Annotated in this window: 18 protein-coding genes and 1 tRNA gene; 11 read left to right on the forward strand and 8 right to left on the reverse strand. The window is 59.0% G+C overall.

What is annotated here, in order from left to right; all coding sequences use genetic code 11:
* Nucleotides 1-271, forward strand: a 271-nt coding sequence (locus tag Y708_RS26255; protein ID WP_155853940.1) for a DUF456 domain-containing protein, incomplete at its 5' end; no start/stop codon positions are given.
* 9 nt (nucleotides 272-280) lie between these two features.
* On the opposite strand, the gene Y708_RS31450 is transcribed toward Y708_RS26255, so the two are convergent.
* The 3 genes from Y708_RS31450 to Y708_RS0118565 all read right to left on the reverse strand — a co-directional run bounded on the left by Y708_RS31450 (nucleotide 281) and on the right by Y708_RS0118565 (nucleotide 3,498).
* Entirely contained in the window at nucleotides 281-406 is a 126-nt protein-coding gene (locus Y708_RS31450; RefSeq protein WP_275451122.1) for a hypothetical protein, read from the reverse strand.
* A gap of 74 nt (nucleotides 407-480) precedes the next feature.
* Nucleotides 481-1,944: a S10 family peptidase gene (locus Y708_RS0118560; RefSeq protein WP_028281086.1), complete on the reverse strand. Its 1,464-nt coding sequence runs from the start codon at nucleotides 1,942-1,944 to the stop codon at nucleotides 481-483.
* A 48-nt stretch (nucleotides 1,945-1,992) separates the two neighbouring features.
* Nucleotides 1,993-3,498 (reverse strand): DHA2 family efflux MFS transporter permease subunit, encoded by a 1,506-nt coding sequence (locus Y708_RS0118565; protein WP_028281087.1) that lies wholly within the window; start codon nucleotides 3,496-3,498, stop codon nucleotides 1,993-1,995.
* 50 nt (nucleotides 3,499-3,548) lie between these two features.
* Here Y708_RS0118565 and Y708_RS0118570 point away from each other — a divergent pair.
* From Y708_RS0118570 to Y708_RS0118590, 3 genes are all read left to right on the forward strand, one after another.
* Nucleotides 3,549-3,621: transfer RNA gene (locus Y708_RS0118570), tRNA-Ala, on the forward strand.
* A 1,357-nt stretch (nucleotides 3,622-4,978) separates the two neighbouring features.
* On the forward strand, nucleotides 4,979-5,749 hold the full coding sequence (locus Y708_RS0118580; protein ID WP_028281089.1) for a metallophosphoesterase: 771 nt from the start codon (nucleotides 4,979-4,981) through the stop codon (nucleotides 5,747-5,749).
* An 872-nt stretch (nucleotides 5,750-6,621) separates the two neighbouring features.
* A complete protein-coding gene (locus Y708_RS0118590; RefSeq protein ID WP_155853937.1) occupies nucleotides 6,622-8,577 on the forward strand; it encodes a hypothetical protein in 1,956 nt (651 codons plus the stop codon).
* Nucleotides 8,578-8,704: 127 nt separating this feature from the next.
* Here Y708_RS0118590 and Y708_RS0118595 read toward each other — a convergent pair whose 3' ends face one another.
* Nucleotides 8,705-9,319: a response regulator gene (locus tag Y708_RS0118595; protein WP_028281091.1), complete on the reverse strand. Its 615-nt coding sequence runs from the start codon at nucleotides 9,317-9,319 to the stop codon at nucleotides 8,705-8,707.
* Between the two features lie 144 nt (nucleotides 9,320-9,463).
* On the opposite strand from Y708_RS0118595, the gene Y708_RS0118600 reads away from it, so the two are divergent.
* From Y708_RS0118600 to Y708_RS0118625, 6 genes are read left to right on the forward strand one after another with little or no spacing between them, the layout of a single operon-like run.
* Entirely contained in the window at nucleotides 9,464-10,837 is a 1,374-nt protein-coding gene (locus Y708_RS0118600) for an NAD(P)/FAD-dependent oxidoreductase (RefSeq protein ID WP_155853938.1), read from the forward strand.
* A 33-nt stretch (nucleotides 10,838-10,870) separates the two neighbouring features.
* Nucleotides 10,871-12,310: a Na+/H+ antiporter NhaC family protein gene (locus Y708_RS0118605; RefSeq protein ID WP_028281093.1), complete on the forward strand. Its 1,440-nt coding sequence runs from the start codon at nucleotides 10,871-10,873 to the stop codon at nucleotides 12,308-12,310.
* A gap of 9 nt (nucleotides 12,311-12,319) precedes the next feature.
* Nucleotides 12,320-13,918 (forward strand): N-acyl-D-amino-acid deacylase family protein, encoded by a 1,599-nt coding sequence (locus tag Y708_RS0118610; RefSeq protein ID WP_028281094.1) that lies wholly within the window; start codon nucleotides 12,320-12,322, stop codon nucleotides 13,916-13,918.
* Between the two features lie 28 nt (nucleotides 13,919-13,946).
* Nucleotides 13,947-15,224, forward strand: coding sequence for an alanine racemase (locus tag Y708_RS0118615; RefSeq protein WP_028281095.1), 1,278 nt, complete (start codon nucleotides 13,947-13,949; stop codon nucleotides 15,222-15,224).
* A 23-nt stretch (nucleotides 15,225-15,247) separates the two neighbouring features.
* Nucleotides 15,248-16,261, forward strand: coding sequence for an N-carbamoyl-D-amino-acid hydrolase (locus Y708_RS26265; protein ID WP_081747007.1), 1,014 nt, complete (start codon nucleotides 15,248-15,250; stop codon nucleotides 16,259-16,261).
* Nucleotides 16,258-16,707: a RidA family protein gene (locus Y708_RS0118625; protein ID WP_028281096.1), complete on the forward strand. Its 450-nt coding sequence runs from the start codon at nucleotides 16,258-16,260 to the stop codon at nucleotides 16,705-16,707. The genes Y708_RS26265 and Y708_RS0118625 overlap by 4 nt, the downstream gene beginning before the upstream one ends.
* A 28-nt stretch (nucleotides 16,708-16,735) precedes the next feature.
* Here the strand turns inward: Y708_RS0118625 and Y708_RS0118630 are convergent, their stop codons facing one another.
* Nucleotides 16,736-17,356, reverse strand: a complete 621-nt coding sequence (locus Y708_RS0118630; RefSeq protein WP_155853939.1) for a hypothetical protein — start codon at nucleotides 17,354-17,356, stop codon at nucleotides 16,736-16,738.
* Nucleotides 17,357-18,416: 1,060 nt separating this feature from the next.
* Here Y708_RS0118630 and Y708_RS0118640 point away from each other — a divergent pair.
* Nucleotides 18,417-19,343, forward strand: coding sequence for a hypothetical protein (locus tag Y708_RS0118640; RefSeq protein WP_028281099.1), 927 nt, complete (start codon nucleotides 18,417-18,419; stop codon nucleotides 19,341-19,343).
* 98 nt (nucleotides 19,344-19,441) lie between these two features.
* Here the strand turns inward: Y708_RS0118640 and Y708_RS0118645 are convergent, their stop codons facing one another.
* From Y708_RS0118645 to Y708_RS0118655, 3 genes are all read right to left on the reverse strand, one after another.
* Entirely contained in the window at nucleotides 19,442-19,960 is a 519-nt protein-coding gene (locus Y708_RS0118645; RefSeq protein ID WP_028281100.1) for a hypothetical protein, read from the reverse strand.
* A gap of 217 nt (nucleotides 19,961-20,177) precedes the next feature.
* Entirely contained in the window at nucleotides 20,178-20,723 is a 546-nt protein-coding gene (locus tag Y708_RS30525) for a hypothetical protein (protein ID WP_051479175.1), read from the reverse strand.
* Nucleotides 20,724-20,804: 81 nt separating this feature from the next.
* Complete coding sequence (locus tag Y708_RS0118655) at nucleotides 20,805-21,335, reverse strand: hypothetical protein (RefSeq protein ID WP_028281101.1); 531 nt, start codon at nucleotides 21,333-21,335, stop codon at nucleotides 20,805-20,807.
* Nucleotides 21,336-21,394: the final 59 nt, after the last annotated feature.

Raw genomic sequence — 21,394 nt, forward strand, 5'->3', positions numbered from 1 at the left:
AAGACGCATCCCCGCCAAGTCGGTGACGATCGGCTTGATCCTGGGCGTAGTGGGCATGTTCGTGATCCCGGTTGTTGGCCTGTTCGTTGGCTTTGCCGCGGGTCTCTTCCTGAGCGAATACGCGCGCCAGCGGGACATCAAACCAGCGTTCTCATCCAGTCTTGAGGCACTGAAAGCCACGGGCCTGGGCATCCTGGTTGAACTGCTGCTGGCTTGCCTGGCGGGCAGCTCCTGGGTAGTGGGCCTCTGGATTCACTTCGCTACCCGCTAGCCACGTCCTTCAGCGGCCGTGCTTCTTGTCCCAGCGGGTTTTGTTAGCACGCGAAGAGTCCTGGCTGCCGCGCTTGCGGCCCAGGATCCGTGCGGCAATGACGGGGGCAAGCGCCCAGAGGATTTTCTTCAGCATGGTGGTCCCTTCGCAGCCTGTGGCCGGATCTTCTTCCGGCCGCAGAGCTAAGCATACTGACTAAAGCGGTCAGGTTAGGCTGCCCCGGTTGTGACGAACAGCTTGAGCGCCTCAAGCTGCGCGAGGCGGCATTCAGGCTTCAGGTACATCATGTGTCCTGCCTCATGATAGTGATGCGTGATGCGCGCGCGGGCCTGATCATCAAGCTTCATATGCGCAAAGACATACTCCGCCGCGAAGTGGGGAGTGGCTCCGTCCTGGTAACCGTAATCCACATGCACCCGTAGCGCGGGGTTGTGCACCATGAGGCGTTCGAGGACGTGGCTGACGTCTACCGGTGCGCCTTCGAAGGTCTTGTAACTCCACGGCTGCACCCGGGCAGTGAGGATCTCATAGGGAAGATCGTTCTCGTAGCCAAGTTCGGCGCGGACGTAGTGGTTGATGGCTGCGGCAAACGGGCCCGTGATGGCGCGGATGCTCGGATCGTCACGGGACGCCGAGTCCTGCTGGCTGGCAGGCTGCGCGGCGAAGCGTCCGTCAATTCTGCCGACAACCAGACCTTCCTCCCGGAGGAGTTCGGCCGCGAACTCGTGATATGCCCAGCGGAGGTTTGTCCGCCTGATGAAACCTTCGCTCAGGGTGGTGATGGCACTGAGGCGGGCGACGACGTCGTCGTACTCTTGTTCGCTCAGCCGGCTCCCCTGGGTGAGCGCGTAACCGAAGTCCTGCGCAGCGAACTGTTCCGCTTCGCTGACGACGTCGGCAAGCTCCCGCCCGCTGTGCCGACCGTGGTAGTGCGCGATCGCCGCATACGTGGGCAGATGCAGCGCGTAGGGGACATCGCTGCCCGGGAAAAACCGAAGGGTTGACATGTTGAGGACGGTGGAGATTAGGCCGAGTCCGTTGACGGCCATTCCGTAGGCGTCGAAGAGCCTGCCGGCGACGGCGACCGCGCGGAGGGTCCCGTAAGACTCGCCTACCAGGTACTTGGGGGACAGCCAGCGGTTGTTGCGGGTGGTCCACAGACGGATGACTTCGGCGACCAGGTCGCGGTCTTCGACGAACGCGTGGAACTCATCGGACTTTTCGCCTTCGACCACGCGTGAGAACCCGGTGCTTACCGGATCGATCATCACAAGGTCGCTGTGTTCCAGAAGCGATTCCGGATTATCCACGAGGCCAAACGGGGGAGGGGTCATCGCGCCGACGTCACCCGAATTCACCATGCGCGGACCCAGCAGGCCAAGGTGGAGCCATACCGACGCCGATCCCGGGCCACCGTTGAAGGCGAAGGTGACCGGGCGTTTCGCGGCATCGTCACCGGTTTTGGTGTACGCGACAACAAAGATTTCGGCCTTGGGCTTGAACCCCTCGGATTTGCCGTCCTTGGTTTCCTCCCGGCGGAGGACCAGCCGCCCGGTGGTCGTGGTGTACTTCAGCCCTGACACCGTTGTGTGATCGCGAGTGATGAAGTCGTCGCTGACTTCCTTCACTTCGGCGGGTTCGGTCTTTTCCTCGGGGGTGGTTTCTTCAGCCATGGGACGAGCCTACAGGTGGTTAATAGAGGCAACCAAGATGGGGTGCCTCTAGCCGGCGGTGGTTACTGACTCCTGCTCGTCCGCCCAGATGTTGTTCTGCTGCGGCCTTGCGAAGAACAGGGCTGCTCCCAGGCCGATCAGAATGACGGCTGCGGGCAGGAAGAGGGACTGCCCCATGGCCGCCGCATACCCTGCCTGCAGGGCATCCGGGAGTTGTCCGGCGGCAGCAGACTCGGCGGGGGCTCCACCGTCGAGGTTTGCCGCCAGCCGTGCCACCATCATGGCTGCAATTGCCGAGCTTCCCAGCACCGCACCCACCTGCCGTGTGGTGTTGTAGACGCCCGAGCCCGCTCCGGCCAAAGACGGAGCCAGGTTGCGCGTTGCCGTCAGGGAGACTGGCGCCCAAATGCCTGCGCTCGCGAATCCCAGCAGCGAAACGGGGAGCAGCAAATGCCAGATTGGCACGTCCGGGCTCAGAATGGCACCCAGCCAGAACAGCGACGCCGACATCCCGGCGAACCCGAAGATGGCCATGTACTTAGGATTGCCCCGTTGCACCAATTTCCCCACCAACGGTGCCAGCGATCCAGAGATGACAGCCATGGGAGTCAGCAGGAGGGCGGCCTGGGTGGGGGAGAGGCCGCGCACGTTCTGGGCGTAAAGCATCAGCGGAATGGCCACGGTGGTAATCGAAAACCCCATGGCGAAGATTGAGGTGTTGGCCAAGGAGAAGTTACGGTCACCGAAGAGCCTCAGGGGCACCAGCGGCTCGCTGCGGCTGTACCTCTGCCAGACGACGAACGCCGTCAGCAGTATCAGGCCGGCGATGATGAGCGACCAGACCGACAGGGGCCCGGCGATAGTTCCCCAGTCATAGTTCTCACCCTCCTGAATGCCGAAAACCAGGCAGAACATTCCGGTGGCGCTGAGAACCACACCCACAAGGTCGAACGTGTGGCTGTTCGTCGCGAGCCGGGGAACCAGCCGGTAGGCCAGGACAAGCCCGACGACGCCGACGGGCGCGTTGACGAAGAAGATCCACTCCCAGCCCAGCGAGTCCACCAACAGTCCCCCGAGCACCGGCCCGATCAGGGTGGCAACGCCAGCCACGGTACCCCATAAGCCCATGGCGGCGCCGCGGCGTTCAGGCGGGAAGACCCGCGTGATGACGGACATGGTTTGGGGCGTCATCATCGCAGCGCCCAGGCCCTGGAGAACACGGGCCAGAATGAGCATCTCCACGGTTCCGGCAAGCCCGCACCAGACGCTTGAGATTGTGAAAACCGTTAGACCGATCAAATAAATGCGGCGGGGACCAAACCTGTCGCCGAGCCTTCCGGTGACCAACAGTGGGACGGCGAAAGCCAGCAGGTAGGCGCTGTTCACCCAGATGACGCTGTCCAGATCCGCATCCAGGCCTTCCATGATGGCCGGTATGGCGACCGAGACAATGGTGGAATCGACCAGGATCATAAAGAAGCCGATGACGAGCGCCCACAGCGCCGGCCACGCTCTGACCTCAGGCCGGTGTTGGGTGGGGTGGTTTGCGGTCATGTTCTGAGGTTACCGCTGGTGGGCCTGCGGTTTGCTACAGTTCCTTCATCGGGGCTTTAGCTCAGTTGGTAGAGCGTTTCGTTCGCAATGAAAAGGTCAGGGGTTCGATTCCCCTAAGCTCCACATGTTCGTTGATTTCAAGGGATTTTTTCTGCTCATACCAGTTCGCCGGGGTGCAAAAGTTCCAGCTTGGTTCCACCTTCCTATGTTGGGTGTGCGGCTGAGGGTCCAATGTGGTGGGGGTTGGCATACTTCACGATAACCAAAATGGCGACTGTTTAGGGCTAGTTGAGGACGAGACGTCAGCTTGACCGCTCCACGTCACAGCGTGAAAGCTTCCAGCTGGGTGGCATCCCGTTGAACAAAAGGACAGTTCCTCAGGTCGACGTCCGACTGCGCAGACGTTACGCCAAACCGCCATGGCAGGTAGCCGCCCAGCCGGCATGGTAGAAGCTTTTTATCCGGGATCTTCGTGCGGGTGTACGCACAGTGCTGGCCGTAGCAGAGACGCCGGAGCATCAGCCCGTCAACATTGTCACGTTATTCTCTTCCGTTCCCTTGGATACCCTCTTTACGGTCGATTCGGAGACGCCTAGCTTTTTGGCAATCTCCAGGACCGTCATGCCCGCGTTGCGCAGGTCGCGGGTCTGGGCATCCCGGCTCGTCTTGTCCGCTATCGAACTGACTGCAGACGCCGCGCGTTGCCTCGGCGCTTACCCTTCTCGCCGTCGCTGGTCATGTGATTTCTTTCAGTTAATTTGAAACACTAACGTGTCAAATTTATCCTATGTAACGCAGGCGTACTAGTAAACCGACGCGAACTCGTTTCAAGCCCATGCCACACTTTCGGTATGAACTCCGAGAAGTCCAAGGCTGAACTACAACCGGCGGAGCTGCCCCGGAGCGTTCGTGGGCTCATGGATTCGAACATGATTGCAAACTTTTTGGGAATTAGCCCGGCACTGGTGCGCACTTGGAGCAAGCGCAAGAACGCGATTCGGGAAGCCGAGGCTGATGCTCGGAGTGCAGGCGAGGCAGTCAGTCGGTCCGGTTATTCGGTTGCGGAACTCTTCCCAGATCCTGCTGCTTGCGACGACGAGTCGCTCAACGCCAAGGTCAACGGTGGCTACGTCTGGCGAGTGGAGGACATCGTGGAATTCAAGGCCCGAAGGGGTAGCCGTAGGTCCTCCTGGACCGGAGTCAGACGGCTCGTCAATCGAAGACGGGCAAATGAAGCGGCAGGTGGAGGGGATCCATAGCTCAAGCGGTTTCGAATTGGGAAGGCTCCGGCCGGATTGCTCAGCCGGAGCCCCACCACCATCTCCACCACAGAGGATTCCGGATCGTAAATCGAGGACCTACTCGTCATGCATAAGTATTCTATAGATGCATAAATTATGCAATCCAAGTGAGGGCTAGCAACCGCCTGCTCTACCGCTTGCAGTCGAAAAGTCGATGATCCCACCCGTAAGCTGTCGATATGACGACTCCACTGGCCATTTTTGGGGACTGGCACGGGCACACGGGTTGGGCAATCGGAAGCGTCGATGCAGCGGTGAAAGCCGGTGCCGGAACGATGCTTCACGTGGGCGACTTTGGCTTGGATTTTCCAGGTCGGGACCGCGGCAGATTTGAGAAGAAGCTCAACAAAGTGCTGGTCGAATGCGGCCTGATGCTGGTCGTCAGTCCCGGGAACCACGATAACTGGACGACCATGGCCAAGCTGGAAGTCGAGGAAGACGGGCTGGCCACCTGGCGCTCCAACATCCGGGTGCTTCCCCGCGGCGGCCGCACTGTGATTGGCGGCCTAACGGTCGGTGGCCTTGGTGGTGCCTATAGCGTTGACCAGCAGCATCGCACCCTGGGCATCGACTGGTGGGCCCTCGAGGAGCCGACACAGGAAGAGGCCGACCGTCTGGTGGCCGGCGGACCAGTTGACCTCCTTATCACCCATGATGTGCCAGCGTCGGTTCCCATGACAGGCGACCTGGATCTGCCCGCGAACATCATCGCCGATGCAGAGAGGACCCGGATTCTTCTTGACGAGGTCGTACGGAAGCTGCAGCCTAGCCATTTGTTCGCGGGCCACTGGCATAGTCGGTTCACTCATGAGTTACGGCATCCAGGCGGAAATGTAACCCGGGTCGACGTTCTGGCAAACGAGATAAACACCATGGGAAATGGGGTTTTGGTATGGCCCAGCGAATCGCGGCCACTTAGGATCGAAACACTTCGCATCACCACCCGATAATGGTTAGGCCAAGGTCGATAGTCTGATTCCGGAACGAGACCATCTCGTCAGGGTCATGGGAGGAAGCGTGCACACCAAGGCGGAACCGGATGGGGATGTCCGCATACTCGCTGCCCGACTGCGCGTCACGACCGACCAAAAACTTGGGAAGAAAACACCCGACTGGGTCAGTGAACTCGCGGACGAGAGACTCTCTGGGCGCTCCCCGTCTGAGTTCAAAGCGCACGACCGGAGGGTCAGAATCCTTGCTGCTCGGCTGCGCGTGACGGCGGACAGGAAACTTGGCAAGGAGACACCGAAGAGTGTCATTCAGTTGGCCGGCCAGTCGCTATAAAGGGCCCGGTCGAAGGGTGTCATTCTGCAGCTTCCTTGGATCTTTGGACGAAGCTTTATTGGGCTGACCAATACGGGTCACTTGGATCTTCGACTCGACCCGGCCAAGAATCGGGTAGAGAACAATAAGTTAAACGGACCGGTCGACCATTCCGCGGCCACGTCTTCGGCTTTCCGGAAAGAAACCAGCTTGCAGAGCGAAATGTCGGCAGGCAATGACGTTGGCGAAGCCATTAGGAATGGCTGGACCTTTCCGCTATCGACAAGCTCGACAACCTGAACTTCTGACCGTCGTCGCAATGCCATCAGATCGAAGCCCTCACCGGATCCTCGCCGGCTCGGGGTTTCTCACGCCTGGCGGGCTGGTACCCAATTTGGCCCAGTGTCCGGCTGTGGTCAGTTTCCTCCGCTGTCTCCCTCCGACCAGCTCCGACACCCAGATGGGACTGGGACATGCTCATCATGCGAATCTTGTAGCCCTGTTCTATCGAAGCTTGTAACTTCGTTACAGCTTCATAGAGGGGTGTTAAAGTTGACACATGAGCGTGTCAAATCTCTCGGTGTCCGAGCGGTACGAAGAGCTGCGCAAGACGGTCCTCGCATTACCGTCCAATCAGTTCACACCCCAGGAGTTCGTCCGCGCCGTCTCGATCCGCTGGCACTCTCTGGGGCTTCCGCCGCGCTCCTTGAAGCCATATCTGTTGAGGCAAAAAGATAATCATCCCGGGCTCGAAACGCTGCTCGGCCAGACAGCCTACACGCGGATCATCACGTCAGCTAAACGCGCCTCGAAGCTCTCCCTCCCTGCTGCGGCGGCGGCAAACTCGATTGCGACTGCGGAGTTGACGCTGGGCAGGTTCCTCTCAGAATTCGAGAAGGGGACACCAAATTCGTTTTCAGTGACAGGTCAAAGTCAGGCCATTGCATCGACGATGACCCTCTCTACTGACCCGCCAAGCAGCTCAAAAGATGGCCACCTTGAACCGGGTCATTACACGCCTGTTGACCCGGTCTGCAGGCCAAATGAACCGGATCATTTGAAATCAGGTGACCCGGTCAAAGCACCCTCTGCGGCGGTTCAGCTCAGAGCCCGCGTGATCCTTGCCGCGGCCGCGGGGGAGGTCCTCGATTCCTTGAACGGACCGAAGGGCTGGACCACCGCGCTGGTCTCCTTAGACCGGCTCAGCCAGCTCACCAGAATGAGCAATGGAACCTGCCGGGCGGGACTGCGGGATGCCAAGGATTTCGGTTGGATTCATGAACCCAGAACAGGCCGCAAGGGCAGCGCCGGCCGATATAAGGTCGCCGGTAGGATGACCCGGTCCCAGAAAGAAATAGCCACCGTCCACAAGGAGATGGTCGAGCGCTATGCAAGGCGCGCCGGAGCGGAATCTACGGCCGCCGAAATCCTCGCCAGCGTAAGCCATCCCGCATGGAATTATGGGGACACGAACTTGGGTTACAGGGTGTGGGTGGTCGCAGTTGCCGACGCCGCTGGCATAGATCCAGCCACCCTCGCCGTTGCGAGACGATACATTGGTGCTGCCCGCAAGACACTGACGGCCGCCTGCCTGAATCCCAAAGGGGACACCACATCGTTCCTCAAAGGACTTAATGGCTACGCGCGCAGCAGCGGCTGCTTCCGGGCCCAGGAACGGGCGGCTGCAGCATACGCTCATTCGGTACAGGAGCGTACCCTCGAGATCGCCCGATACCGCCAGGACCGTCAGGAAGTCTACGGATGGGTGGATGCACTGATAGGGAAAAACACACTCATTCCTTACATGCAGAACCCAAAGGACTTCGACAAGTGGATCAGCAGAAGCGCGCGAGCCTTCGACGGCAAGCACCTCGACGCAGCCTCGCTCCGCCGTTTCGAACGCGAATTGATCCGCCGCGTCGAAAAGCGGCTGAGAAATAGCGACACCAGCTCGGCCGTCGCGCTGTGGATTCTGATGGGCACCAAAATTGACGATGCGCCACCGGAATGGATGGTTCGGCTTGCCGCCGCGAAGGCACTCGACGAAGCAGGCGCCAGTCGAAGTTCCATTCCCAGTGCCACGGGTGACAGCGGGGTGGGCCGCATAGAATCTTGGATGGATTCCTTCGAAGTCGCGTTGGCGGCAGCTTCGGCGGACGCGGAGACTCTCGGAGAGGAGCTGAGGCTCCGCCTATTGTTCCGCGGATGTGGCGAAGAACAGGCGGCGCGTCTTGCAATGCGCCCCGTGCATCGTGCAAAGGCTGAGCGCGCGCTAGATTTGAGGGGATCGGCCATGAACGACATTCCCCGGGTTGATGACGAAATAGATCAGAAACTTGCTTGGGTGGAACGCGTCGAGGAGCACTTCAGTGGGGCGCGGATCGGAGCTGCAATGCTGGCGGCAGTGCGCCGCGCGCTAGCGGCGAGGCTTCTGCTCACCGGATACCCGGAGAAGACCGCCGCGGCAGTATGCGACCGGGTTCTTGCCGGGGTTACCGGTCAAAGCGCCGCCTGATAGGTTCCCGATCACCGACACCCTATCAACGCCGGGTGGAGGTCAGCTGAGCCCTACCAACGCCAGTGCGAAAAGCGCGGCGCGACATTTTCGCGTTCGACGTCTGCGCGGGTGGAGCGCCATTGCCTCAGAACAGCTCTTGCCGGTTGCGCAGACCCAGCTTGTGCAAAATATTGCTTACGTGCGTTTTCACCGTCGGTAGTTCGATGAATAACTCGTTGGCGACCTGCGCGTTCGTGAATCGTTGCAGCATGAACCCAAGTACCTCACGCTCTCTTCGCGTGAGATAGGAGTTTTCGACTGCTTGCTCCAATCTCGCCATTTGATCACTCGATTCGGTTCCGAGCCGCCAGACCCTACGACCTGTGCATGTTGCCCTGATGCTGTCGAGCAAACGCCCGGTGTCTTCGCCCTTGTGCAGGTAACTATCGGCTCCTGAAAGGTAGGACGCAGAAGACTCCTCTTTGGAGTTATAGGACGTGTAAACCAGCACAAACGGCGCATCGGGAAGGCTCTTCACCTCTCGGCAAAGTTCGATGCCTCTGAGTTCCCCTCCGAGTCGCAGCGGAATAATGACCAGTTGAGGCGTGTGCTCTTTCTGTTTGGCCAACGCTTGCTCGGCGGAATCTGCTTCAGCAACGACCTGCATGTCTGGCTGGGCGCAAATAGCGGTTCTGAGCCCGAGACGAACCACAGGGTGGTCTTCAACGAGCAAAATTCGAATTCGTTCTCGCCGTTCCACACCCGTCCTCTCGACCTCGTTAGTTTTATCCGCTGAAACTTCAAGCTCGTCACTGCCGGGCTCAACCGTCGCGCACTTCAGCGTACATTAAGGCCGATTCGGCCGAGGTGGCAAGAAAAATCATCCCTCAAGACGGATCTGCGGGTGCAGCCGAAGGCTCTAGTGTCGCTTAGTGAGTTGGAACACATCAACTCAGATCGCGTTATTGTCAGGTCGCACGGAATGAGGAATGAAATGAACACATGCGCCAGCAACAGCGCCGACGTCGTCATCATCGGGGCTGGGGCAGTCGGTGCCAGCATCGCCTATGAGCTTTCAAAGCGTGGCGCTTCAGTCATCGTTCTCGACGGGGGGAAAAACATCGGCAACGGATGTTCGTACGCCAACGCAGGGCTGCTCGCTCCCAGCCATGTAGAGCCACTGGCCACGCCCGCAAACGTTGCGGCCGGAATACGCTACATGCTTTCGCCCGGCAGCCCGTTCTACGTACGCCCGACCCCCCGGCTTATCCCGTGGTTCGCGCGCTTGGTTGCCTCGGCTAGCCCGCGGCGCGTCCAGGCGATGACTGCGCGGATGAGGGAACTGGCCGCACGTAGTCTGCAACTGCACGAAGATTACTCCACGGCGGGCTTGCCCACTGGCTTTCGCAAGAGTGGATCCCTGGACGTCTTTCTCACTGAAAAGCTTTTCCATCAAACCGCTGGCGTACTGCGCTCTCGACCAGCCAGCCCTACAACCGAAGAAATTCTTTCTGCTGCGCAGGCGCGCGAGCTCGAACCGATGCTTGGTGAAGTGGCCGGAGCCATCTACAGGCCCCAGGAGGCTCAATGCGGAAGTCAAGACTTCGTTCGAGCCACGCTGGAAGCAGCAGAACAGCTCGGTGCCCGAATTTTCTGGAACACACAGGTTCACCAGCTTCCCCTTGCCAGCGGACGTATAGCTGCGGCAGACACCAACAACGGACGCTTCACCGCCGACACATATGTTGTGGCGGCGGGGCTAGGGTCCGAGCAACTGTGCAGGGGAGTCGGAATCAGAATGCCAATGGCAGGCGCGAAAGGCTACGTCGTCGACCTGGCGCCGGATGGTCCGAGCCCGCAAATTCCTCTCTCGTTCAAAGAATTGAAGGTCGTCGCAACTCCGTACTCGGACCGGCTCCGACTCTGCGGAACCTTGGAACTCGGCAGCGATCCGCAGGCTATGAGCGCGCGCCGGATCCAGGCGATCCGCGACGCTGGCCACCGGGGACTGCCAGAACTGAAAGTTCGAAGAACTCTGCAGACATGGGCCGGCCAGCGGCCCTGCACCGCCGATGGAGTTCCGTCTCTAGGCCGCAGCACCACGCGACCGAATCTCGTCGTGGCCGCTGGCCACGGGATGTGGGGGCTCGTACTGGCACCAGTAACCGGCGAACTTATCGCCCAAGGAATTCTTGAGGCAGCACCGAGCATGCATGAGTCCGCATTCTCACCAGATCGTTTCGGCACGCTAAGACGATTCACCCCAAATCTGCGCTAACTACTGTTCATTCCCAATACGAAAGAGGCCGTCATGCTTCATGATGAATCGACCACCAGCAAACTGCGGGAGGGAAATGCCTATGAGGTGAAGCTTTCCCCGGCCCGCAACCGGCTACTCGCGATCTTGGCAGCGGTCGGACTGATCACTGCCCTCATCGTTGGATTCACAACCTCTACACCGTCTCTTTGGGGGCTACTCCCCATCGCGCTGTACGCGGTTCTTGCATTGCTGAGCATGGACATTGTTGTGGCCACGGTCATCGCGCTTCTCTCGGGTCTGCTGATCCTGCAGCCCGCTCCCGTCGAGGTGGGTAATCTGCTGGGCGATTCCCTCGGCGAATTCATCACCACAATCGGCTTGATCATCATGCTCGGTGCGGGCGTCGGCGAGATACTCAAAGAAACTGGAGTTGCGAGCACGATCGTAAAAGGAGTCATGCGGGCCGTCGGCGAACGCAACATGATGGCCGTCACCTTTGGGGTCATGCTCGCGTGCGGGATCCTCGTCGCAAGCCTCGGCACTCTCGCCGGTGCGATCGCCATCGCCGCACCCATCTTGTTGCCGATTACCGCGCGGCTAGGATTCACCAAGTCGGCGACGGCTTCCATGCTATTTATCGGTGGCGGTGCCGGCTTAGCTATGGCTCCTTTCGCCGGTTCAAACGTAGTCATCATGGGAGCCGCAGATGTAACTTACATTCAGTACGTGTTGTTCGGAGGCGGCCCGCTCGCGCTGCTTTCCCTGGCACTGGGCCCCTTCATCGTGCGCTGGATCCAAAGTCGCACTGCGAATCAGGACGACTACTACGATGCTGACGAGTTCGGAGGCGAAGAAGTCACGCTTCCCGCCCATGCAGGACGAACAACCATCGTATTCGCTGTCGTGCTACTGGTAAGTGTTGGCTACGCCGTGTTGACTGCTGCCGGAACGAGCTTTCCTTTGCTGGCATTGCCCACTATCGGAATCGTGACTGCTATGGCAGCCCGTCTCTCGATCGCTGACACCGTAAATTTCATGTACCGCGGAGCGACCAAATTGATCAGCATCTTCATCCTGTTCTGGTTACTCGCTGCCCTATTCCTGGTGATCGATCTACTAGCACCATTCGACGTCATCCTGGAGAACTACGGTGGCGCCTTGTCCAACAGTTCCCCATTCGTCTTCGCCATTCTTATTGCCATGCTGGGCTGGGTCGGTGTGCCGGGCGCGACGGCGGCGCAGGTTGTACTGCTGGACGAAGTCTTCGGCGGCATCGGCGCAACCCTCGGTATCACCGCAGCCTCATGGGTCGTGATATTGCTTTTCGCCTCAAAGGCCGATACCTACGGGCCCTTTCCCAACGCCAACATGATCGGAGTGATGGGTCTAGCCCGGTCCACAAACCTCAAAAACATGCTGATCACCGGATGGATGTTGCTAGTGCCTGCATGCATCATGTACGGCACCATCCTGTTTTTCCAGACACGATAGGAGGCATCAATGTCAGAGACACGCTTCGACATTGCAATCAATAACGCGCGCATTCTCGACGGTACCGGTGGGGCGCCTATGCCTGGATCTATCGGCATCCGAAATGGACTGATCGCAGAGATTCATCCTGAGATGGGCGAATCCGATGCCCTGACCGGAGCGGAGACAATTGACGCGCAGGGACAGATTCTTTGTCCAGGATTCATCGATTTGCACTCACATGCAGACTTTTCCCTCATCTCCAGTCCGGAGGCGATTACCCAGCTCACGCAGGGGGTAACGACGCTCCTGACGGGCAACTGCGGAACTTCGCCGTTTCCAGTGAGCGATCTAGCCGCTATCCAGGCAGCCACCTCATTTTTACGGCCCGAGCTTGACTGGTCATGGACTGATGCCGCAGGCTTCACGGAGGCCCTGCACCGCAGCAGACCGGCAGTCAATGCGGCCCTCCAAGTTGGACACGGAGCACTGAGAATCGCAGCGAAGTTAAATGCTGATCGCGCCCCTACCCCGGAGGAGTTGGAGCGGATGTGTGATTTGCTGCGCCAAGCTGCTGGAGCGGGTGTGCACGGTTTCTCAACTGGACTGATCTACGCTCCCGGCTCGTTCGCGGCCACCGCAGAAGTCGAAGCTCTTGCGCACGTTGCGGCAGAATGCGGGTTGCTGTACTCAACCCACATGCGAAATGAAACCGACAACTTGCTTGAGTCAGTAGCGGAGGCTATTGCTGTCGCGCGATTGACCGGAGTCCGGCTCGAGATTTCCCACATCAAAGCCATGGGTCCACGCAATCACGGCAAGGTCGAAGAGGCGCTGCAGATGATGTCTGATGCCCGCGCGGACGGCATTGACGTAACGGCCGACGTCTACCCTTACACAGCATCCAGCACATCGCTCAGCTCGCGCCTACCGGGATGGGCCCTCGACGGCGGCAGCCACAGCTTGCTGCTGCGCCTTGCGAACCAGGACCAGCGGCAACGGATCAGCGCCGCACTCGCAACAAGGTTTGACGGTGAAATCGACCCGGCCGGGATTGTTCTAGCCGACCTCGCACCGGGAAAATACTCCGAGTGGATTGGGCACTCGCTAGCTGAAATCGCAGCTGGATATGACATCACCGCGCATGAGGCGGCCATAAATGTACTGGTTGACCATGACGCCGCGGTCGCGATCATCAACCATGCGATGGCCGATTCTGATGTGGAGGCCGCGCTGCGCGACCCCCATGTTTCGGTAGCCAGCGACGGCTGGATCATGACACCGGACGGTGACGGGAAACCTCATCCGCGCAGCTTCGGCACCTTCACAAGAGTACTGGGTCACTACGTGCGAGAACGAGGCGTGCTGTCGCTGGAAGAGGCGGTGCGCAAAATGACCTCGCTTCCGGCATCCCGAGCGGGTTTGCACGATCGCGGGCGTATCGGTGTGGGGCTTGTTGCAGACCTCGCTGTTTTTGATCCGACATTGATCGCCGACAAGTCAACCTATGAGCAACCGTGGCAACTGAGCGAAGGGGTCGCCCACGTTATCGTGGGAGGGCGGTTCGCGCTTAAGGATTACAAGCCGATGTCCGCGGGGGCTGGCCGCGTGCTCATGACCTCGACATGATCTCCAGCAACGCCGAAGGAAATTTTCAGTGAATGATCAAAACAATATTCTGCTTGGGCCAGCTTTTAAGTCCTTTCCGCCCCAGGCCTGGAACACCACAGCACAGGACTTCCTGAAGACCCGTCCTAGACTGTCTAGTTTCCAAACCCCTATTTTGACGCTTGACCGGAAAGCGCTTGACCACAATCTTCAATCGATGATGCTTTGGTGCAAGGAGGTTGGGCTGCAGCTTGCACCGCACGGAAAGACCACTATGGCCCCGCAGCTGTGGAAGGAGCAGCTGGAGGCTGGCGCTTGGGGGATTACCTTGGCCACCATCTGGCAGGTGCAATTTGCCCGATCCGTCGGGATCAATCGAATTTTGATGGCCAACCAGCTCATCGATCCAGTCGGCCTAGAGTGGGTAGCCGGTGAGCTTCTCCGCGACGCCAGTTTTGACTTTTACTGCTGGGCCGATCAGATAGAGCAGCTCGAACTGATGTCGACGGTCTTCGGCGCCGCGCACACTGATCGCCCGCTAAAGGTCATCGTTGAGCTAGGTGCCTCGGAGGGCCGCACCGGAGCGCGCACACCGGAAGCGGCCTATGAACTGGCGCTTGCAATCGATAAAGCTCCCGGGCTGCAATTAGCCGGAGTGGGCGGCTACGAAGGAGTGTTGTCCCGCGATCGTACCCCAGCCGGCTTGGCTCGGGTCAGCGCCTACCTGGAGGCACTTTGCGGCCTGCACAGACGTCTGAACGAGGAAGGCTTATACCGGTCTTCCGCGCTTCTCACCGTCGGAGGCAGCGCATTCTTCGATCTTGTCGCTGCACATTGCGCGCCGGTGGCAGATCCATCAGGGCACTTCGGCACCCCAACAACAGTACTGCTGCGCTCCGGTGCCTATCTCACACACGACAGCGGACACTATGCCGAAATTTCTCCTTTCGAGCAACCCGGCGCTACCCAGACTCTCAAAGCAGCGATACACGGTTGGACACGGATTCTGTCCAACCCGGAAAAGGACCTGTGCATTATCGATGCTGGCAAACGGGATTTGCCTTATGACTTCGATATGCCGAAGCCGCAAGTCCTGCTGAACAAGCACCGTGAGGGACCAGCTGCGGACATCTCCTCCAACCAAATCCTGAAACTGAATGACCAGCACGGATTCATGAAAGGCGAGAGTCTCCCCATCGGTTCGGTGGTCAGACTCGGGCTTTCGCATCCTTGTACGGCGTTCGACAAGTGGCGCTTGGTGCCAGTGATCGACGACGCAGATCAGGCTGATCCAGAAGTTGTCGACTTCGTGCAGTTGTTTTTTTAGCACCTAGTGGGAAAGGAACAAGAATGATGCATCAGGAAAGATCGATCAATCTAGCGGTTGCGCAGATGGGGCCGGTCAACCTCGCTGATGAAAAGGACACGGTGGTTAGCAGGCTCATCGAAATGATGGACGAGGCGAAGGGCCGTAGCTGCGACTTTGTGCTTTACCCAGAACTGGCTCTAACAACTTTTTTCCCCAGATACTGGGTTCCGGAAATTACCGAGATGGATAGGTATTTTGAAACCGAGATGCCCAACAAAAGGGTGGCCCCGCTGTTCGAGGCCGCTCGAAAGCATGGCATAGGATTTTACCTTGGCTATGCCGAGCTGACCCCCGAGGGAAGGCGTTTCAACACTTCCATTATTGTCAACAAGACCGGTTCGATCATTGCCAAGTACAGGAAGATCCACCTCCCTGGACACAGTGAGTATCGGCAGGACCGTGAGTTTCAACATTTAGAGAAGCGGTATTTCCAGGTTGGCGACCTTGGGTTTGGTGTTTCGGAACTGCTCGGCGCAAAGGTGGGAATGGGGTTGTGCAACGATCGTCGTTGGGCGGAAACTTACCGCGTTATGGCCCTACAGGGTGCTGACCTAATTCTGTTCGGTTATAATACCCCTGCGATGAATCAAAATGCGGTCGAGGAACCGCATCTGAAAATGTTTCATAACTTGCTTTCCATTCAAGCTGGTGCCTATCAGAATTCGGTATGGGTCGCTGCGGCAGCTAAGAGCGGTTCTGAGGATGGGCACCGTCTGATTGGTGGATCGGCCATAATAGCGCCAACTGGGGAAGTTGTAGCCAAGGCGCATACTCAAGAGGACGAGGTAATCACGTCAGTCATCGATTTGAGTCTTGGTGACTATCTTAAAGAACACATTTTCAATTTTGACGAGCACCGACGACCTGAGCACTATCAACTAATTGTTGATCGCACCGGCAGGGGATCACCTGAAAGCCCTCCCGCTGAGTTCGTCGGCGCGCGGGAACAAATTGGTCAAGTCGCTGAACTTGCGGCAAAGGATGTCACGAAATGAACGATCCCATAGTCGCGCCGCCCGCCCAGGGGCTCTACGAACCTTCCAGTAGCCATGCAAATCTGGTTTACTCGGCGGGTATGACCGCCAGAGAAAATGGAGTTCTTCAGTACAAAGGTTTAATTGGCGGCGGAGTAGACATGGAAGAGGCCAAGGCGGCGGCTCGAATCGCCTCAAAGAATGCTGTGGACGCGATCGAAGCGTCGCCGGAAGGTCATAGAACGATCCTTCGCGTGGTCCAGACGACGGTTTATCTAGCCTGCATCGAGGGTTTTGAATCGCATTCTCAGATCGCAGATGCTGCATCCGAGTATCTTCGAGAACGTCTAGGCCCGCAGATACTCGGAGCCCGTGCTGCCATTGGCGTCTCTTCCCTACCCGGTGGATCGCCAGTCGAAATACAGTTGACGGCAACCGTACAAACGGTCGTTGGAGAGAGACGCTAGAACAGGCTGCCCAGGACGCTAGAATTCGCTAATTTGGCTCATTCTCGCCGGCAATTTTTCTCAAGTCCTCAAGGATCGCGGGCCGCTCAGCTTTCAGCAGCTCCATCCGCCGACTCCTATATGGAGAAAAGCCATTGGCGCTTTCTCGCTGTTGGTTCTTCTCTACATCGTCGACATTTGCCCAGAAGGACCGCAAGTTCTCAGCGCTTATCGAAGTAAGGAAGTGCCTGAAGTGATCCGCGACTTCTTTAGCGTGGCCGTGTCCGGGTAGCGCTCCAACAGCCCAAACCTCCCTCAGATCAAAGGCCACAGCGGAATCATCCGAGTAAAACTCAGGACTGACCAAGGCCTCGGGAAACGCCATGTGACCCTCGGTTACCAACAATCGTGCGGGACCGGAATGGGAGCTCCGTGGCTGCCCGGCAATGTAGGCCAGCGTGATGGGCCCCGGATTCATCACAGCTTCCAAGTCAGTTGGCAGTTGAGTGATACCGCCAAGAAAATTGCTCATCATCTCCAACTTCGCACCAATGGACGGGTGCTCAGGGTCTTCAACGGCGACGGAAATGCAGCGCGTAATCAGTTCGTCTTCGTCGGTACGACCTGATTTCAAAGCGGTGCTCACCGACTTGAATTCCTTTTGACTCATGCTGCCTCCGAGGTGCTCTAGTGCTGGGTCTATCGCGTGCATTCCTCGACCCTATACTTCCCGGCTCTCTTCCAGATGCCAACGCTTGTCTGAACAAAATGAGAAGTCCCAGCTTCATCGATGCTTCTACCGATTAGGCTCTACATATGGTACAAAGTGATGCACAGGCACCCGATGGGGAGTTTCTCGATCAGAAGGTGAAGCGGCTTGTCGAGCAACTCTCTGAAGAGTTCAGCCTTCAGGAAGGGCGACTTAACGAGGGCGAGCTGCTGCTGGCGGAGTCGAATCTAGCCTATGCGCTTGGTGAAGCTGCGCGCCGCTACGAGCGTGAGCTGGTGCTGCGGGCGAGGTCGCTGCCGGATGGGGAGCGACCGACCTGGTCCAGGCTGGCGGAAGTCAAAGGCCTTGGCGGGGCTCAGCAGGCGCACAGCCGATACGCTCCGGGCCGCGAGGAGCGGCTNGAGCGGCTCGAGAAAGAGAAGCTGCGCGTTGCCGAGTACCGCGCCCCCACCGCTAAGGCTGCTAAGCCCGGTCGTTCTGCACTCCAGGCGGCCAAAGCATTAGACGTGAACAGAAACACGATCAAAGCCTGGGGCCAGGCCGGACGGATTCATATGCGCCCGCTGAAGGACGAGGACGGCAATGTGGTCACGGTCGCCAGGAAGCCGCCGGCATTCACAGCTCCTGGTGGATTGCAGCTGGTTGAGTACCCGGTCATGCGTTTCTATCTCGACGCCACCGACGGCGGGACCACTCTCGACGATGCGGCCGCGCAGCTTGGAATCAAGCCGGAGGATGCGGTCAAGATGGCTGAGGGCGGGGTTCTGCCCCGATCTCCACAGCTCGACCCTTCGAATAAGGGCGAGCCCGTGCATGACGCGTCTGGCGATCCACTCCTCTGGTACTGGCCGGAGCACACAGGCGAGCGTTAGACCGATGGTTGAAAACGGGAGCATAGCTCGTGATCCCACTTTCGGTGCTTATAAGGGGACGCGCATTTAGCTGACGCACATGTTAAGGTCTTATGCATAACCTACTACGTTATGCATAAGAGGTAGTTATGAAAACAACATCTCTGTCCCTGCTTGCGCTCAGTGCCGGATTGCTTTTCGGCGCGGCCCCTGCTGCCATGGCGGGAGATGCCGCTGCGGGTCCCGAGTCGGTGTCGAACATCTCGGTCGCAGTCGATGATCTGACCGAAATGGTTATTTTTACCTCCGACGCGGTGCAGACCTACCAGCGGCCCGGGCCCCAGGTTTGTGAACCCGACACGAACGACGGCTGCTCCTCTGAAATACGCCCGACAATCGCCAATTACATTGACCAGGAAACCGGGGAGCCCACCCCTTGGCTTGTCGGGCAGGCATTCCAAGCGGTCGATGGAACTCAATGGCGAGCCGTGCACTTCGAATTCGACGGTTCGGAAGTCGGGTACGTTTCGGATGATTCGGTGCTGAGCAGCGTGCCTCTGGCAGAGCATGAAGCAGCACAAGCCGCCATATATGAGGCGAACGAGGCATCATTCGCGGAGTTCAACGGTCAGTTCACGGGCACCGGCATACTCGCCGCAAACGCGGGCGGCTATGAAGATGAGGATGCATCTGTTGCCCCCGTTTTTACCGCGGACTTCCCTGGCATTGAAGCTCAGATGTCCGATGCCTACGAGGTTGATGGCTTGCTGTGGCGCAAAATGGCTGACGAAAGGGGACTCATGAGCTCGGTGTTCGTCCTAGACGAAGATGTCGAGGACTTTGCCCCTTATGAAACTGAGCCGGCCGAGGAACCCGCAGCTGACGTTGCCGGAGACCCAGTTAGGGAAGCGAATGAGCCAACCGAACCACTGGAACCCAACTCCGCCAGCTTCCCCATTTCCGCCGCGGCATTGTGGACTCTTGGCGGCGGCGCGGTTCTCTTGGCCGGTGGTATCACCGCGGCTTTCACTGTCAAAACACGTCGTGATGGAGTAGCCGATGTCGAGCAAGTCTGAAACAGGAGCGGCTCACGGCTTCATCGACGCAAACGCCGTCATTCGCCTTGGTGTCACATCAGCTGTGTGCGGCGCGGTCTACTTTTCGACCGTCACCGTCAGCTCTCCGGCAGTAGGAACGCGAGCCGCTGCTTCGGAGCCCAGACATACGTGTCATCGCAGCGATAACCCCTTAGCCAGGCCTGCCCGTCCACGACCCGAATGTAGAACCCCTTGGGGTAATCCACGTCCTCGCTTACGGGCTCGGACGCGATGTGGATCGCTCCGGTCGGGCCGCGGCCTGCGGACAGGACTGAGTCCGGTGCGTTCGCCTGGTCCATCAGCGCCAACCGGAGGTAAGGGCCGGTGACCAAGGGACAGAGTTCCAGGCCCTGGGTCCTTGCAGTCGCGAAGACCTGGGACTGAACGGCACCCTTCTCCAGGCCAAGCTGCTCTGCGGTTCGCTCCACGATTCGTAGCGTCTGATCCCGTGGGGCATCGAACGCGGGGTGAGTGAGCAGCGTCTCTGCGCGGGCGTTGAGCTGCACGCTTACATCGCGCAGTGCCTGGACGACTTCGGTTCGCGACTGCCCGCCCACCCGAACCATGAGACCCTCAAGCTTCGCTGTGTTCATCATGAAGTGATTCTCCATTACTGGCAGCTGGACAACGACCTCGCATGGCCCAGACTGTTACCTGGCACGCTGATGGATCCCTGAGCGGGACGCTCGTCCGTCTCTAAGCCCGAACGTTGCAAGGGCACACCCTGTGGCTCTCAGCGATTAATGGCGGCTTTTTTGGGCTCTATTTGGCGCGGTGCAGCCCGCAGTGGGATCGTTCACCGGGCCGTGGAAGTTAAGGCTTCGACCGCCGAAGCCACGCGCTGATCGGCTGCCGATTTCGTCTGCCTTCTGTCTCAGGTGGCGGTACGAGTTCTGCGAATTGTCCGCGGACTTGATGCATGAAGGTCAGGTAGGCAGTCTTGTTGAAAGTGAACTGCTGAGGCTCGAACAACCACGGCTGCGGCGGTTCATCTGTATACCCGTCTTGCCAGCCGAAATCCTCCCAGATGACCGTGCTGTCCCCGGCCGAAATGCGGGCGCTAACAGCGCCGCAGCCAATATCTCCACAGACTGGGCAAAGGAGAATAGCGACGCGACCATCCGCAAACTCCCCTGGCGCAGTGAGTGAGAGCCTATCGATTTGTTCGACAGCCGTGTGAGGCCAGTCGGGACGCAACAGGGTCGTCTCTTGCTCGATCGCGCCCAAGTCCGCGGGAACCCGCAGCAACTCGCGCAGCGAGAATCCGTCGATTGCGAAATCTTGAAACGCGGCAGGGGCAGCGCGTCCCCCATAACTGACCTCCGCTGGCACGACGCTCAGCACATTCGGGATCTCCACTCAATCAGTATGCGATGTCCGTCGTGCTAGCCAATCCCGCAAGTACAATGTCGAGAGGCTGCCTGGTCAGGTGAGCCATCATCAGTGCAAGCTCTTGGCGTTCGCGATCAGTTCCGCAAGCTGCGCGTCCGTCGCGCCCTTCCGCCGCCACAGGCGGAGGTTATTAGCGAAGTCCCGGGCCCAGGTGTTCAACGGGGCCCCTGCGGCAACGATCGTGTCAACGTCGGCCTCGCTGCTAGGGATTTTCGGGGCTAGGGCGAGCTTCCGCATGGATTCTCTACTCTGAGCGAGGCCCGCGACGCGCTCAACCTCAAACCACTCGGAGAGGAGATCGCCGTCGCTCCGCGGACTCGCTGCCTCCAACAGGGTCAGACCGACGCGAAGCTCCCTGAGCGGTTCAGCGACCGACTCGGCTCGGAGGTTGATGGTGTTCAGCGTCGCGAGGGCGGTTAGTGCTCGAACAAAGGCGCCATCGCTGCGCTCCTCGGCTCGGGCGGCCGCGGCGGCGACCCTCTCGGACTTCGCGAGGCCGACTGCGACCCACGTGGAGATGATGATGGCGGCGGCAGGGACAGCAATCCCAATGACGATCTCCAGAGTTGTGTTGTCCATGCAATCACATTAAGGGCTGCCGCGGGTCCGCCGTGCTCACCCTTACCTTTAACGGCGGG

It is taken from the genome of Arthrobacter sp. H5 (genome assembly GCF_000520595.1).
Classification (GTDB): Bacteria; Actinomycetota; Actinomycetes; order Actinomycetales; family Micrococcaceae; genus Arthrobacter_D.

Excerpts from the sequence above, each read along its gene's own strand:
- Y708_RS31450 (WP_275451122.1), bottom strand. The coding sequence starts at position 406 with ATGCTGAAGAAAATCCTCTGGGCGCTTGCCCCCGTCATTGCCGCACGG.
- Y708_RS0118560 (WP_028281086.1), bottom strand. The coding sequence starts at position 1,944 with ATGGCTGAAGAAACCACCCCCGAGGAAAAGACCGAACCCGCCGAAGTG.
- Y708_RS0118565 (WP_028281087.1), bottom strand. The coding sequence starts at position 3,498 with ATGACCGCAAACCACCCCACCCAACACCGGCCTGAGGTCAGAGCGTGG.
- Y708_RS0118580 (WP_028281089.1), top strand. The coding sequence starts at position 4,979 with ATGACGACTCCACTGGCCATTTTTGGGGACTGGCACGGGCACACGGGT.
- Y708_RS0118590 (WP_155853937.1), top strand. The coding sequence starts at position 6,622 with ATGAGCGTGTCAAATCTCTCGGTGTCCGAGCGGTACGAAGAGCTGCGC.
- Y708_RS0118605 (WP_028281093.1), top strand. The coding sequence starts at position 10,871 with ATGCTTCATGATGAATCGACCACCAGCAAACTGCGGGAGGGAAATGCC.
- Y708_RS0118610 (WP_028281094.1), top strand. The coding sequence starts at position 12,320 with ATGTCAGAGACACGCTTCGACATTGCAATCAATAACGCGCGCATTCTC.
- Y708_RS26265 (WP_081747007.1), top strand. The coding sequence starts at position 15,248 with ATGATGCATCAGGAAAGATCGATCAATCTAGCGGTTGCGCAGATGGGG.
- Y708_RS0118625 (WP_028281096.1), top strand. The coding sequence starts at position 16,258 with ATGAACGATCCCATAGTCGCGCCGCCCGCCCAGGGGCTCTACGAACCT.
- Y708_RS0118630 (WP_155853939.1), bottom strand. The coding sequence starts at position 17,356 with ATGAGTCAAAAGGAATTCAAGTCGGTGAGCACCGCTTTGAAATCAGGT.
- Y708_RS0118640 (WP_028281099.1), top strand. The coding sequence starts at position 18,417 with ATGAAAACAACATCTCTGTCCCTGCTTGCGCTCAGTGCCGGATTGCTT.
- Y708_RS0118645 (WP_028281100.1), bottom strand. The coding sequence starts at position 19,960 with ATGATGAACACAGCGAAGCTTGAGGGTCTCATGGTTCGGGTGGGCGGG.
- Y708_RS0118655 (WP_028281101.1), bottom strand. The coding sequence starts at position 21,335 with ATGGACAACACAACTCTGGAGATCGTCATTGGGATTGCTGTCCCTGCC.